The 12,936-nt window shown below is 56.9% G+C and carries 16 protein-coding genes; 9 read left to right on the top strand and 7 right to left on the bottom strand.

Features of this window, described 5'->3' with window-relative positions; translation table 11 throughout:
• Nucleotides 1-427 (bottom strand): class II glutamine amidotransferase (locus tag SV7mr_RS18310; RefSeq protein ID WP_419187581.1); only part of this gene is annotated, 427 nt, incomplete at its 3' end.
• On the opposite strand from SV7mr_RS18310, the gene SV7mr_RS18305 reads away from it, so the two are divergent.
• Both SV7mr_RS18305 and SV7mr_RS18300 read left to right on the top strand, forming a co-directional pair.
• Nucleotides 426-914: a hemerythrin domain-containing protein gene (locus SV7mr_RS18305; RefSeq protein ID WP_145275451.1), complete on the top strand. Its 489-nt coding sequence runs from the start codon at nt 426-428 to the stop codon at nt 912-914. The genes SV7mr_RS18310 and SV7mr_RS18305 overlap by 2 nt on opposite strands.
• 115 nt (nt 915-1,029) lie before the next feature.
• Nucleotides 1,030-2,472 (top strand): sigma-54-dependent transcriptional regulator, encoded by a 1,443-nt coding sequence (locus SV7mr_RS18300; RefSeq protein ID WP_145275449.1) that lies wholly within the window; start codon nt 1,030-1,032, stop codon nt 2,470-2,472.
• Nucleotides 2,473-2,495: 23 nt separating this feature from the next.
• On the opposite strand, the gene SV7mr_RS18295 is transcribed toward SV7mr_RS18300, so the two are convergent.
• The 5 genes from SV7mr_RS18295 to SV7mr_RS18275 are packed head-to-tail and all read right to left on the bottom strand — an operon-like array spanning nt 2,496 to nt 4,941.
• Nucleotides 2,496-3,485 carry an ATP-dependent 6-phosphofructokinase gene (locus SV7mr_RS18295; protein ID WP_145275447.1) on the bottom strand — a complete coding sequence of 330 codons (990 nt, stop codon included), beginning with the start codon at nt 3,483-3,485 and terminating at the stop codon, nt 2,496-2,498.
• A complete protein-coding gene (locus tag SV7mr_RS18290; protein WP_145275445.1) occupies nt 3,485-3,946 on the bottom strand; it encodes a DsrE family protein in 462 nt (153 codons plus the stop codon). The genes SV7mr_RS18295 and SV7mr_RS18290 overlap by 1 nt, the downstream gene beginning before the upstream one ends.
• A 27-nt stretch (nt 3,947-3,973) precedes the next feature.
• On the bottom strand, nt 3,974-4,243 hold the full coding sequence (locus SV7mr_RS18285) for a hypothetical protein (RefSeq protein WP_145275443.1): 270 nt from the start codon (nt 4,241-4,243) through the stop codon (nt 3,974-3,976).
• A 51-nt stretch (nt 4,244-4,294) separates the two neighbouring features.
• Nucleotides 4,295-4,756, bottom strand: a complete 462-nt coding sequence (locus tag SV7mr_RS18280) for an Hsp20/alpha crystallin family protein (protein WP_145275440.1) — start codon at nt 4,754-4,756, stop codon at nt 4,295-4,297.
• Nucleotides 4,753-4,941 carry a hypothetical protein gene (locus tag SV7mr_RS18275; protein ID WP_419187580.1) on the bottom strand — a complete coding sequence of 63 codons (189 nt, stop codon included), beginning with the start codon at nt 4,939-4,941 and terminating at the stop codon, nt 4,753-4,755. The genes SV7mr_RS18280 and SV7mr_RS18275 overlap by 4 nt, the downstream gene beginning before the upstream one ends.
• Nucleotides 4,942-5,012: 71 nt before the next feature.
• Between SV7mr_RS18275 and SV7mr_RS18270 the strand changes: the two genes are divergently transcribed.
• Nucleotides 5,013-6,071, top strand: coding sequence for a dihydroorotate dehydrogenase-like protein (locus SV7mr_RS18270; RefSeq protein ID WP_145275436.1), 1,059 nt, complete (start codon nt 5,013-5,015; stop codon nt 6,069-6,071).
• Between the two features lie 15 nt (nt 6,072-6,086).
• Nucleotides 6,087-7,079, top strand: a complete 993-nt coding sequence (locus SV7mr_RS18265; RefSeq protein ID WP_145275434.1) for a helix-hairpin-helix domain-containing protein — start codon at nt 6,087-6,089, stop codon at nt 7,077-7,079.
• 15 nt (nt 7,080-7,094) lie between these two features.
• Here SV7mr_RS18265 and SV7mr_RS18260 read toward each other — a convergent pair whose 3' ends face one another.
• A complete protein-coding gene (locus SV7mr_RS18260; protein ID WP_145275432.1) occupies nt 7,095-7,673 on the bottom strand; it encodes a hypothetical protein in 579 nt (192 codons plus the stop codon).
• A gap of 214 nt (nt 7,674-7,887) precedes the next feature.
• Between SV7mr_RS18260 and SV7mr_RS18255 the strand changes: the two genes are divergently transcribed.
• From SV7mr_RS18255 to SV7mr_RS18235, 5 genes are all read left to right on the top strand, one after another.
• Entirely contained in the window at nt 7,888-8,787 is a 900-nt protein-coding gene (locus SV7mr_RS18255; protein WP_145275430.1) for a universal stress protein, read from the top strand.
• 14 nt (nt 8,788-8,801) lie between these two features.
• Complete coding sequence (locus SV7mr_RS18250) at nt 8,802-9,776, top strand: universal stress protein (protein ID WP_145275428.1); 975 nt, start codon at nt 8,802-8,804, stop codon at nt 9,774-9,776.
• An 8-nt stretch (nt 9,777-9,784) separates the two neighbouring features.
• Nucleotides 9,785-10,219 carry a hypothetical protein gene (locus SV7mr_RS18245; protein ID WP_145275426.1) on the top strand — a complete coding sequence of 145 codons (435 nt, stop codon included), beginning with the start codon at nt 9,785-9,787 and terminating at the stop codon, nt 10,217-10,219.
• Nucleotides 10,220-10,323: 104 nt separating this feature from the next.
• Nucleotides 10,324-11,847, top strand: coding sequence for a bifunctional aminoglycoside phosphotransferase/ATP-binding protein (locus SV7mr_RS18240; protein ID WP_145275424.1), 1,524 nt, complete (start codon nt 10,324-10,326; stop codon nt 11,845-11,847).
• Nucleotides 11,848-11,879: 32 nt separating this feature from the next.
• Nucleotides 11,880-12,929: a dihydroorotate dehydrogenase-like protein gene (locus SV7mr_RS18235; RefSeq protein ID WP_145275422.1), complete on the top strand. Its 1,050-nt coding sequence runs from the start codon at nt 11,880-11,882 to the stop codon at nt 12,927-12,929.
• Nucleotides 12,930-12,936 lie beyond the last annotated feature (7 nt).

Below are 12,936 nucleotides of genomic sequence, written 5' to 3'. Positions count from 1 at the left end.
ACACCCAGTTGCCGAAACGGAATGGATGGCAATTCTCCACGGTCGGGATTCCGACGGTCGCCAGCCGCACGTGTGAGATCACCGTTGGCGAATAGACTCGCTCGGCCGCGTTGCTGAAATGCAGCCCGTGATGGGCCGCCGAAGCGTTTCGCTCCACGTGTGGATTCTGGTCTTCGTAGTATCCGATGCCCCACCCGTCGGAATGGGCTCGACCGATCTCGTCCGAGCGACTTTGAATCAGAAGCGCGTTCTGAGCGTGAACCAAGGTGCATTCCACCTTGGTCGGTTCGTTCGATCGAAATCCATAAAGTCGGCACATGATCGACGAACAAATGCACGTGGTGTTCCAACGCGGTGCGAAGCCATACCGAAACCGAACTGGGAATACGGTTTGCAAGATGAACTGATCAAAGAGGGAAAGGCTCATGAAAACGAATTGGAAACAACTTCAGCGCGCATTTGTGGAAGACCACCGCACGCTGACGCGCGGTTACGCACGTCTGCTCAAGATGCTGGACGAAAAAAAGTTTTCCAACGCGGCCAAAGAGGCCAAGCAACTCGACGAGTTGGCTGGTCCTCACATCGCATTTGAGGAGACTTTTCTGTATCCCAAAGTCGGCGAGTCGCGGGGTGAGGAGTACACCGGCAAACTCTACGACGAGCATTTGGAAATTCTTGGAGCGTTGTTGCAGATTCGCGAACTCGCCCCGGATGCCGATCTGACTGATGTGCAGATCGCTGACCTGAAAGAACGCCTGCACCACGGCTTGGACCACGCCGCGGCTTGCGGATCGTTGCTGAGTCATTTGAAAGTCATGGCGGAGCAAGAGCAGGGTGAAGCCTTGCAAAAGCTGATTGAATTCCGAGAAAACGGTCGTCCTTGGTCGGAGTTGCCCGGGTACGAAAAGGACTAAACTGAGTGCACCGACGCACGCGTGCGCGGATGTGCACGCATATTCCACGCAAACTGGGGAGGAACGCGGTTCGCAACGGGCTTCGGTATCACTTTGTTAATCAAGGAAATTCAGCATGACCGAAACACCCATCAAACTTCTTTTGGTCGACGACGAGGAAGATTCACGCCGATCGTCGGCAAAATGGATGAGCCGAAAGGGACATGACGTGACCGACGTGTCCAACGCGGCCGAAGCGCTGGGGTTGCTGGAGCGTGAATCGTTCGACGTGGGCGTGTTCGATATGAACATGCCGGGGATGTCGGGGCTGGAACTGTTGCAACGGGTCCATCAGGACGACATCGACATCGAAGTCATCATGCTAACCGGACAGGGAACCGTCGAAACGGCGGTCTCGGCAATGAAGATGGGAGCGTGTGATTTCCTGAGCAAGCCGTGTGCACTGGGCGATCTGGAATATCACTGCTTTCGCGCCCGCGAGCGACGCGACCTGAAGAAGGAAAACAAGCAGCTCAAGGCGGTCATTTCGCGGACGCGGCCGGCGGCCAAAATGATCGGTCAGTCGAAGTCGCTGCGCGAGGTCGCGAAGATGATCGACAAGGTCGCTCCGACCAACAAACCGGTCTTGATTCAAGGTGAAAGCGGTACCGGGAAAGAGGTCGTTGCTCAAGCGATCCAGCAAGCTAGCCGAGTCGCGGGCAAGCCCTTCGTCACCGTCAACTGCGCTGCGCTACCCGAGAATCTGGTCGAGAGCGAACTGTTCGGTCACCAGAAGGGATCCTTCACGGGTGCAACCGCAGAGAAGCCGGGTTTGTTTGAGATCGCCGATGGCGGAACCCTGTTCATTGACGAAATTGGTGAATTGCCACCTTCACTTCAACCCAAACTGTTGCGTGTTTTGGAAGACGGTTCGTTGCGACGCGTCGGATGCCATCGTCAACGCAAGGTGAAGGTTCGCATCATCGCGGCGACCAACCGGGATTTGCAAACCGAGGTCGACAACGGCAACTTCCGCGAAGACCTGTTCTATCGTATCAATGTGCTGTCGATTTCATTGCCGCCGCTGCGTCAGCGCGAAGGAGATATTGACCGGCTGATCAATCACTTTCTGCCGAAATCGCACCACCTTGACGATGCCGCACGCGAAGCCCTCAACGCGTATCCATGGCCGGGCAACATTCGCCAATTGATCAATGTGATTGAGCGAGCGACGATTCTGGCCGACGAATTCGACATCACGCTGGACGATCTTCCGTCCGAGATCGTCGACCACGGTCATGCTCCCGAGTCGGCGGCCGCCTCCGACAACGTCGATGCAACCGTCGAACCCGATCCGCCTCATCCCCGAGACATGCTGGGCGATTCGCAATACAAATTGGACGACGTGGCACGCGTGCACGTCTTGGAGGTGCTTGAATCGGAGAACGGCAACAAAGCTGGTGCCGCACGAAAATTGGGCATCCATCGCCGCAAGCTATATCGCTTGCTTGACCGATTTACTGGCAAGAGCAAGGAACCGGATCGCATCGACGAATCGGCCTGCGAGTCAGTGCTTTGAAGTACCGATGGTCGAAGTTTCCTTCAACACGACATTCGATCAAGCAGTTCGATTTGGTGTTCCGGAAGCGGGCGATGCGTACTGAAGGTGTCTTCCAGGGGGACCAGACAGCAGTGGCCGCATGTCTCCCCCGCCATCATGCCGGTTGCTCCATCGACAATGGATCGCACTGCGAAATCGCCTAGTCGCGTCGCCAAGACTCGATCTTCGGCGGTGGGGCTGCCGCCACGTTGAATGTGCCCCAGAATCACTGTTCGCGTCGCGTAGGGGCAGTCAGCGAGCGAAAGCTTTTCGTTCAAGGCGACAGCGCCGCCCTGCTCGTCGCCCTCCGCAACCACGATGATGATGGACTGCTTGCCAAGCGATCGCAATTCTTGAACCCGCGCGGCGATGGCGACCGCATCAACGATCTCTTCTGGAACGCAAGCGATCTCCGCGCTCGCAGCCAATGCCGTCGCCAATGCGAGGTGTCCCGAATGCCGTCCCATGACCTCGACCAGAAAAAGCCTCTCATGGCTCTCGGCCGTGTCACGGAGTTTGTCGATGCAATCGACGGCTGTGGCAACCGCCGTTGAGAATCCAATCGTGGCATCCGTGCCCAAGAGGTCATTGTCGATCGTTCCGGGGCAACCAATGATCTGACCTTTCCAATGTTCAGCGAGAGCAACCGCGCCACGGAATGTCCCGTCACCACCGATCGGGATGAGGGCGTCGACCCCGGCACGATCAAGAGCGTCAGCCGCTACCTTCAAACCCTCCGGTGTCGCGAACGCCGGGCAACGCGACGAGTTCAGGATCGTTCCGCCGCGTTCGAGAATATGCGAGACACTGCGTGGTGACATCTTGCCCACGCCAAGCTCGCTGTCGAAGAAGTCCGCGTTCATCAGTCCCTCGTAGCCTCGGCGGATACCGATGACATCATGGCCGTCCGAAGCCGCCGCACGAACGACCGATCGCAGACACGCATTCATCCCCGGCGCGTCGCCGCCACTGCAAAGCACACCAAGTCTCATTAGTAGTCCATCACCTTGTCGGCCTCAATCAACAATTTCCCGAGCGTCGCTGTCGTGCCAATCTGGGCGTTGCGTTTCAAGCCCGGATCGGTGATGTGGGCTGACTGGGCACAGTGACGACAAACGATGACTTTGCCACCACCTTTGGCAAATTTGTCATAAAGTTCAGCAAGCGTTGGCGAACCTTCACCCCATGTGAACTTCAGGTGTTCCTTTCGCTCCGCGATGCGGACTCCTTCCAAGTCAACGAACATCGTTACGTCGGCACCATATTCCTGCATCAAATTGGCGACCTTGACCGCCATGAAACACCGGTGCAAATCGTCGGTGAAGTGCGATAGATGAACGACGACCTTCTGGCCCTTGCCATCAACGATTTCATCGTCGGCGACCAGCGTCGAAGTTGGAATGATGTTAAGCGATGTCAATGCGAAGACACCAAGCAAGACAAAAGCACGCATCGTTTTCTCCAATGAATGAATTGAGATTTAAGAAAGTGACTTGCGAATGCGTTGATAGCCCTCTTTGATTTCATCGCCGAGCAATTGCAACGCGACCCAAACATCCTCGCCGGATTCCTCCACCGCATCTTTCAGCGGTTCGGATCGCTGATTCAGTTCATTGAGTTTCTTGCTCAACCGCTTCAGTTCGCTCTTGGCTTCTTGTTTGCCCAGATGAACTTGCAACGCCAACTCGTCGCGTTCTTCTTTGAGGTCGTCGATCATGTTGGAGATCAATCGTCGAGCGGAAGCAGGCATGGAACTAAGCTCTGAAAGAGTTTGGGAGATGGTCATTACATCAAGCCGAGGTCACGCCTTCACGGCGATCTTCTTGGCTTGAGCTTCTTTGGTCTTTGGCATTTTGATGATCAAAACGCCGTCCTTGTAGTTCGCATCGACATTGTCTTCGTCAACCGCGGATGGCAGTGAGACCGTTCTCGCAAACGAACCGCTACGTCGTTCGACGCGGTGGTAGGTTCGGTCCTTCTCTTCGGTTTCCTCGGAGCGTTCGCCACGAATGGTGAGCACGTTTTGGTGGACCTGGATGTCGATCTCTTCAGGCTTCATGCCAGGCAGATCCATCTTCACATCGACTTCGTTGTCCGTTTCCGATACGTCCAGAGTCGGAGCCATCGCTCCGCCCATCCAGCCGTCTTCGCCATCATCAAACATGCGTGACATCATGTTTTCGATGGAGCGAAATTGGGGAAACATTTCCAAGGCCGGCATGGAGAGTCCGCGGCCATTTCGTTTGCTGAGCGTGCCAGTCATTTTTCTTTCTCCTTGAATCGGTTGATGCACACGGCGATCAAAGCATCGTCGCCGTTGATGCTGAACCAAGGCAACGCGTGTGCCGATTCGAGATTGTCGTTGTTTCGAGCTTGCCCGGTGCCAGGGTGCTCACCGATGTGATCCACCGTGTCACACCGGCGCGCCCGCAGGATCATTACTAACATCAAAAGGCCGGGGCACGGGCTTTGCGTTTCGATGGTGATGCAATCGCCATCTCATCTCAAGGAGTCCAAACATGTCTGGTGAACTTTCGGTCGACTATCTCGGGCTCGAACTCTCCACGCCCGTCGTCGTCGGTGCTTGTCCGTTGACCAAAGAACCCGAAACCGTGCGGCAGTTGATTCAAGCGGGTGCCGGGGCGATCGTGCTGCCGTCGATCTTGCAAGAACAGATCGTCCACCGATGCATGAAGACGGACGATCCGCTGCGTGCTCTGTCACATAGCGGCTATCAACCCCAACAAAATCACTATAACGGCGGTGCGGATGGGTACCTGCAAACAATCGAGGAACTTCGCAGCCTGTTCGACGTTCCGGTCATTGCCAGTTTGAACGGATCATCCGGGGGCGCGTGGCTTGGATTTGCGAAGGAGATCGAATCGGCGGGCGCGCACGCGATCGAATTCAATCTGCAACAGGTCGTCTATGACGAACTAGAAACATCCAACGATGCCGAGGCCCGCATGTGCAATATGGTGCGGCAAGTCCGCGACGAGGTGCAGATTCCTCTCGCTGCGAAGATTTCGCAGCGATACACGAATCTCGCGTCGATGGCGCGACAACTAACGCTTGATGATGGCGATGGAGCGGTCTGCGACGGGTTGGTGTTGTTCACGCACACACCGCACTGGGACGTGAGTGTCGACCGGATGCACTGGACGATTCATTGGGAACTGTCGCCGCTTCATTCTTTGGGGGCCATCTTGGAAGGCGTCGTTCGATCGCGATCCACCACGCCGGATGCTTCGATCGCCGCCAGTGGCGGCGTGGCAACCGGCGAAGACGCCATCAAGGCGATGATCGCCGGTGCGGATGTCGTGATGGTGACCTCGGTCGTCTATCGCCACGGCCCCGACGCGATTCGCGAAATCGTCGACGGGATTCGCCGTCATGTCGAGTGGAGCCACCATCAAACGTTGCGAGAGTTCCTGGCTGCCCGTCCGGTCGAACCGGTCAACGAAGAACGATTCATGCGAATGGAATACATCGATCCGCTCACTCGCAGCGAGACCTATTTTGATCCCACGCCCGAGGTGTCGCCGCAATCCGGCGACGCGTACGGACACCAAACTTGATTCCTGGAGAGCGTCATGGTTGTCATTCAATCGTCGGATCCCATTCATGCGGCCGAGCAAATTGAAGGCTTGCACGAGAACGAGGCGATCGCGAACCAGTTGCGGCAAATCGCCGATCTGTTGGCCGAACAAAAAGCAAACGAATTTCGCGTGCGAGCGTATCGGGCCGCTGCCGAAACGACCGCTCAGCTTCCCACGCCGGTACGCGAGATAATTGAGCACGAAGGGTTGGAAGGACTCATTGCTCTTCCGACGATCGGTCATTCAATCGCCAGTCTGATCGAATCGTCGCTCCGCATCGGTTGGATACCGTTGCTGGACCGATTGCAGGGACAACCACAAGCGGAACACTTCTTCGCGACATTACCGGGCATCGGGCCTCAGCTATCGCATCGTATTCATGAGCACCTGCACGTTGAAACGCTCGCGGAATTGAGGTCGGCTGCGAACGATGGTCGGCTGTTGAAGGTCCCTGGTCTCGGCAAGAAACGAGTCGAAGCGATCCGCGCGTGCCTGGCCCATCGCAGTGCCGACGACGCCATGACCGAGCGATCGGTCGATCAATTCGATGCGATTCCCGTCGACGAAATTATGGACATCGACCGCGAGTATCGCGAGCGGGTCGAAGCCGGCAGTCTGGCCAAGATCACACCGTCGCAACACAACCCGGACCGCGAATCATGGTTGCCGATCATGCACACCGAGCGTGACGGCCGGCATTACACCGCGATGTTTTCTAATACCGCCAAGGCTCATCAGCAGAACGCGACTCACGATTGGGTCGTTGTCTTTCGCGACGACGCGAACGCCCATGGTTGCTGGACAGTCATCACTTCCCAATTCGGCAAGTTGAAAGGGTTCCGTATCGTCCGTGGTCGCGAAGAGGACTGCCAAGGCTACTATCGCAAGCATAACGCGTTTCACCACCGTGAAGCCGGCCACCCGCCACATCCCGAACTGCCGACACAATGGGAAGAAGACGAAGGCCGACGTGGCGTTCACGGCTAGAAAGACGCGGTGACTCTATCGTTGCCGTTTCATCGACTCGATGATCTGATGGATGATCGCTTTCTCCTTGGCGGAGACCTTGCCGAATCCGAGATGACCACCGGATGCTTTGGCGACGCTGGTCATTTGCTTCTCGGTCAATTCGATCAAGCGATTCTGCGCGACGTTGGACATCTCTGTGAACATCTCGTGTGTGTATCGCTTCCAGGCATCGACACCGATACCGGGTGGACGTTTTTGCAGCCATTGATCCAACAGAACCCACGCCGTTGAGTCTTCGCGAACGCCCTGTCGTACGGCCTGCGTCATCACGGCGTCACGCTCGCTCGCGTCGGCGTTCTGTTCCGCCCAAGCGACCAGCACCAGCGGGAACAACCTCAACGCCATCAGCCCGTCGGCCGTCACACCCAATTTGCCCAGCTCGTCAATCAATTCGGTATCGTGAATGCCGGTGCTGCGAATCAGCTCCTCGCGACCTTCGGGGCTGCTGGCATCCTCGCGAAGTTGCTTGACGATCTGCTGTTCCAATTCGGCAAAGAAGTGATCGGATTCGATTTGACGTTGCTCGGGAGATTTGTTCTTGAGGCGGGTCATGGGCGAAATCCTTGTTGATGGTAGACGATCGTCTCCATGAACAAGCAAACGGAAGGCCACAAGGTTCGTAACACTTTTCCGTGGCTTGATTGGTCATTCCCGCGAGCCAACCCGCCCACCTGTGCGTCGGAGCACGGTTCATTGGCTCGATTTGTTGAGAAAGCGTTTTGGCATCCCGAGTGCGTTGTCATTCTTGCAACCACGGGAGTTTGCCATGAAAAAGATAATGCTCGCCACCGACGGCTCGGAACCCTCTCTGCAAGCCGCTCGATTCCTGGCCCACCTGCCACATGATGAAACGATTGAACTGACGATCGTCAGCGCGTTGTTCGTTCCCGGCACGCACAAGACCTACTTGGTCGGCGACTGGATCGAAACCTGCTTGGCTCGCGAACGTGAATCGGCCGACCAAGCGTATGCTGAAATCGCTGCCCTGTTTGAAGGAGCCGATGTCAATCTTCGGCACGTCGTCCGCGAAGGCAGTCCGGCCGAGACCATCGTGGCGATCGCCAAGGGAGAACAACCGGAACTGATCGTCCTTGGTGCAACGGGTCACTCATCGGTCGCTCGCATGTTGCTGGGCAGCACCAGTGACTACGTCGCCACGCATGCCCCGTGCAGCGTGTTGGTGGCGCGTCCCACCGATGCGCTGACTCAGCGAAAACAACTTCGCGTCGCGATCGGCTATGAAGAAAGTGGGCCGGCCGAGGCCGCCATGGAAGAGTTTGCGGAGTTTGATTGGACCGGCCAGACCGACGTGCGAGTGGTCTCGGTGACCTACGAACCCGGCTTTTATGACGTGCCCTACGAAGGCCCCTCCAAAGACTTCGTAGAAGAGGCGGCCGGGCGACTTCACCAAGTCGCACCCAACGCGACCGGTCATTTAGTTCACTTCGATCACATCGGTGAAGGCTTGGTGCATTACCTCGAAGGCAACGATGTCGATTTGGTCGTCGTCGGAGAAACGCCTCGCAGCAGGTTGAGCCGCGTGCTAATGGGCAGCATGACGCGTTACGTGCTCCGCCACGCCCCATGCAGCGTCTGGATCACTCGCAACCGAATGATTCAGGGTGTGAAAAAGTCAACGCAGAAAACCGAGACCGCCACCACTTAGCCCGAGAACATCCGATGCAAAACTTTAAGCACATCTTGGTCTATGCCGGCACCGAACAGCCCGAAACGGCGGTTACGCGGGCGACGACGCTGGCACTGGAAAACAAAGCCCGACTGACGTTGATGGACGTTGTCAAACCGCTTCCCAAAGCACTAGGGATGATGACCGACATTGCCAAACCCGACGAGCTTGAAAAGCTGGTCGCCGCCGACCGCCGGCGAAAGCTGCTTGACATCGCCGCCGACTTTTCGGACACAGCAGTACCGCTGGATGTCGTGGTTGCGATCGGTGATCCGGCGACGGAGATCACTCGGCAGGTCGTCAACGATGACCACGATTTGGTGGTCAAGACGGCGGATGGATTCTCGGCGGCGGGTCGATTATTCGGCAGCGTCGCAAAGTCACTGCTGCGTCTTTGCCCGTGCCCTGTTTGGTTGTTGAAGCCGGAGATTCATGGCGAATTCGATCAAGTGCTTGCGGCCATTGATGTTGAATCCGAAGACAAGACTCACACCGATCTGAATCGCCAGATCCTGGAACTCGCGTATTCGATTGCCCAGCGAGACAACGCCCAACTACACGTCGTCGCAGCTTGGCAAATTTGGATGGAGGATTCGATGCGACGTCACGCCGGTGACGACGCCGTCGATTCCATTCGCAAGGATCACGAAGCCAAGGTCCACAAAGCGCTGGATGAACTGTTGCAAGCACCCTTCGCGGATGCACACGACATTCGCGTTCATCTGCGGCATGGTTCCCCCGCGTCGGTGATCCGCAACATCGCTGATGAAGTCGAGGCGGATTTGTTGGTTATGGGCACCGTTTGCCGAACCGGAGTCGCCGGATTCCTGATCGGCAACACCGCCGAAACCGTCATACCCAATGCAACGTGTTCGCTGCTTGCGTTGAAGCCGAACGGTTTTGTTTCGCCGGTCGAAATGAGTGAAGCGCTTTTGACCGAAGAAGACCAACCATTGCCTCTACTGTAAGTCCCCCCATGAAACGCATGTTGATATTGTCCGTTTTGATCACTTCTCTTGCGATGGTTTGTGTCCTTCGGGCCGACCCGCCCGGCCAGGATTCGACGGCCGCACCGCCATCCAACCTGACGCCTTTGATGCGGATGAAGTTGGATCGCTCGAAGGCCATTCTGGAAGGTCTGACGCTGGAGGAGTTTGACAAGATCGCCAGTAACGCGAGGGCTTTGCGTTTACTGAGCACCGAGTCTGGTTGGAACGTGATTCAAACCAAAGAGTACGCTTCGCAAAGCCGTGACTTTCAACGTGCCGCGGATTTAGTCGCCGAAGCCGCCGCGGAAAAAGACATCCACCGCGCGGCGATGGGTTATGTCGCGTTGACGGTCCGCTGCGTCGAGTGCCATTCCTACATGCGGAAACACCGCGTTGAGCTTGTGAAGTTGGAGGTCAAGTAGCGACCTTCCTAACCGTGCCCCAACGTCAGCGGGCCGATCCAACGATTGGTTGTGCCCCACCCATCGCGGTCGTGTCCGCTGGCGTCACTTTTCAGGATGGTTCGATGACCATGTCAACTCAAGCACTGATCTCGGTCGAAGCATTTGTCGACAAATTGCGTCGAGTTGACGCCTATCCGCACGAGGTACCTAAACCAGTAGTTGTTCATCAAACGCACATTTCGGTCGTTTTCCTGGCCGGCGAGTTTGCCTACAAGGTCAAGAAACCGATCAAGACGGATTTCCTGGACTACAGCACACTGGGACTTCGTCAGCACTACTGCCAGGAAGAACTACGACTGGATTCTCGATACGCGGACGACCTTTATCTTGGCGTCGTGCCAATCACGTCTGACGGCGAGCGTCTCGAAGTCGACGGCGAAGGCGAAGCGATCGAATATGCCGTCAAGATGCGGCGTTTCCCCGAAGGAGCGCTGTTGAGCGAACGTATCGAATCGCACCGCATGACGACCTCCGAGGTGTTTCGCTTGGCCGAGACGGTGGCGACCTTTCACCAGTCGGCCAACGTCGGTCACGACCGCATCGCGGCACAGTGGCCGGACTTCCTGGTTCGCAACGTTCACGAGATCATCGAAACACTACAGCGTGATGCGACGCCCGGCGAAGCGGCGATATTGAAGGTGCTGCATGACTGGTCGAACGAGTTCTTTCGCGATCATCTGGACCTTCTGTCCCAGCGGATCGAAGGCGGTTTCATTCGTTCCTGTCATGGTGATTTGCACTTGGCCAATGTGGTGCAGTGGAATGGAGAATTGATTCCCTTCGATGGCATCGAGTTCAACGAACGCTTGCAATGGATCGACGTCCTCAGCGATGCCGCGTTCCTGGCGATGGACTTTGCCGCGCGTGGTCACCTCGATCTTTCTCGTTCGTTCATGAACGCCTACCTGGAACGCACCGGCGACTATGGTTCGCTCGACCTGCTACGTCTGTTTCTGTTTTATCGTGCGTTGGTCCGCGGATTGGCGGCGTCGATGCGTGGCGACGAACAAGACCGCCAAGAACACTTTGAATTGGCGTACCGATTCACGCTGCGAGAGTCTCCACGACTTTGGATCACGCACGGTTTTAGCGGCAGCGGGAAGACCACACTCAGCGAAGCCGTCGTGCAGCGCCACGAGGCTTTTCGACTTCGCAGCGACATCGAACGCAAACGCTTGTTCGGTTTGTCGCCGACGGACCGACCGTCAGCGGACGTTCGATCGAAGATGTACGACCCCCAAACGAACGAGCGAACCTACGCACGACTGACCGAACTTGCAAGCAATATTCTTCACGCTGGCTACAGCGTCATCCTCGACGCGACGTTTTTGAAACGTGCCGATCGTCAGCGATTTCATGACATTGCCCAGCGACAAGGTGTCCCGTTTGCGATCCTTGATTGCCACAGCGATCCACAAACGCTGCGTCAACGCATCGCCGACCGGATCGAACGGGACGACGACGCGTCCGACGCTGACCTCGATGTGCTCGATCACCAAATCACTCATCACGAACCACTATCGGACATCGAGCGGACGTTCGTTGTCGACATGCCGGACGTTGTGCAAATCGCCGATCGGTTGTAACTCCACCTTTTCTACTTTCGAGGTCGTTCGCCATGTCATTTCAATTGCACACCAACTTCGGCGGGCTTCCGTTGACGTCGCCGGTCATCGTGGGCGCGTGTCCGATGTCGATGAACGAGCACACGCGGCGGGCTATGCAGGACGCGGGAGCCGGTGCGATCGTGCTGCCGTCGCTGTTTGAAGAACAGGTGATCGAGTGGAGCATCAAGATCGGTCGTCCAATCACCGATCGCGAGAGGGCGATTCTGGCTCAATCCAAACGCACCGCGTACAACTGGGCATGCCCGGACGCGGAGTCCTACCTCGCGTTGGTCAACCGCTCCAGCACACTGGGGAATCTTCCGATCATCGCCAGCTTGAACGGATTCACCGCCGGCGGCTGGATGGATTTCGCGGGCGAGCTACAGGAAGCCGGTGCCGCCGCGATCGAACTGAACGTGCATCATGGCCGAGCGGCAAACTACGAAAGCTCTGCTGAAATCGAGACCACCATCCTGGACGCGGTTCGCGATCTTAAGGCGGCGGTACAGATTCCCCTCTTCGTCAAACTCGGTCGCAATTTCACTAGCATTCCACACATCGCCCGCCAACTATTGTCGGGTGCGTCTGGAATGGTCCTGCACGGCCGCGCCCCGACCGTCGATCTGTGTCTGGACACATTGAGACTGGCAAGCCGATGGCGATTGACCAAGTCAGACGAAGAACCCGAATCACTCGACGCGTTGATGCAGGTTCACAGCTATTGTCCTGCCATGCCTTTGGCAGCCAGCGGTGGCTTCGGCCACGCCGATCATCTGATCAAGGCGTTGCTATCCGGAGCCGACGTCGCCATGGTCACTTCGGCAATCTACCGCGAAGGTCCCGACGCGATCCGCAGCATGCTCGACGGCCTGACTCGGTTCATGGAATCGCATCACATGAAATCCATGATCGACCTACAAACCAAACGCCCGCTCGAATTCACCAGCGACGAAGACCGAGCCGCCTACATTACCGCCCTGGCCGCCCACTTGGACGCCGCCGAAACGGCGGTTACCAGCCACGCGATTCACGGCGACCAGTGGGGTCATCCAACCGCTTAGGAAACGC

Source organism: Stieleria bergensis (genome assembly GCA_007745635.1).
GTDB classification, from domain to species: Bacteria; Planctomycetota; Planctomycetia; order Pirellulales; family Pirellulaceae; genus Stieleria; species Stieleria bergensis.
This window is presented reverse-complemented; position numbering and strand designations above follow the sequence as displayed.

Excerpts from the sequence above, each read along its gene's own strand:
- SV7mr_RS18265 (WP_145275434.1), top strand. The coding sequence starts at position 6,087 with ATGGTTGTCATTCAATCGTCGGATCCCATTCATGCGGCCGAGCAAATT.
- SV7mr_RS18270 (WP_145275436.1), top strand. The coding sequence starts at position 5,013 with ATGTCTGGTGAACTTTCGGTCGACTATCTCGGGCTCGAACTCTCCACG.
- SV7mr_RS18290 (WP_145275445.1), bottom strand. The coding sequence starts at position 3,946 with ATGCGTGCTTTTGTCTTGCTTGGTGTCTTCGCATTGACATCGCTTAAC.
- SV7mr_RS18250 (WP_145275428.1), top strand. The coding sequence starts at position 8,802 with ATGCAAAACTTTAAGCACATCTTGGTCTATGCCGGCACCGAACAGCCC.
- SV7mr_RS18260 (WP_145275432.1), bottom strand. The coding sequence starts at position 7,673 with ATGACCCGCCTCAAGAACAAATCTCCCGAGCAACGTCAAATCGAATCC.
- SV7mr_RS18300 (WP_145275449.1), top strand. The coding sequence starts at position 1,030 with ATGACCGAAACACCCATCAAACTTCTTTTGGTCGACGACGAGGAAGAT.
- SV7mr_RS18285 (WP_145275443.1), bottom strand. The coding sequence starts at position 4,243 with ATGCCTGCTTCCGCTCGACGATTGATCTCCAACATGATCGACGACCTC.
- SV7mr_RS18245 (WP_145275426.1), top strand. The coding sequence starts at position 9,785 with ATGAAACGCATGTTGATATTGTCCGTTTTGATCACTTCTCTTGCGATG.
- SV7mr_RS18295 (WP_145275447.1), bottom strand. The coding sequence starts at position 3,485 with ATGAGACTTGGTGTGCTTTGCAGTGGCGGCGACGCGCCGGGGATGAAT.
- SV7mr_RS18275 (WP_419187580.1), bottom strand. The coding sequence starts at position 4,941 with ATGTTAGTAATGATCCTGCGGGCGCGCCGGTGTGACACGGTGGATCAC.
- SV7mr_RS18305 (WP_145275451.1), top strand. The coding sequence starts at position 426 with ATGAAAACGAATTGGAAACAACTTCAGCGCGCATTTGTGGAAGACCAC.
- SV7mr_RS18255 (WP_145275430.1), top strand. The coding sequence starts at position 7,888 with ATGAAAAAGATAATGCTCGCCACCGACGGCTCGGAACCCTCTCTGCAA.
- SV7mr_RS18235 (WP_145275422.1), top strand. The coding sequence starts at position 11,880 with ATGTCATTTCAATTGCACACCAACTTCGGCGGGCTTCCGTTGACGTCG.
- SV7mr_RS18280 (WP_145275440.1), bottom strand. The coding sequence starts at position 4,756 with ATGACTGGCACGCTCAGCAAACGAAATGGCCGCGGACTCTCCATGCCG.
- SV7mr_RS18240 (WP_145275424.1), top strand. The coding sequence starts at position 10,324 with ATGACCATGTCAACTCAAGCACTGATCTCGGTCGAAGCATTTGTCGAC.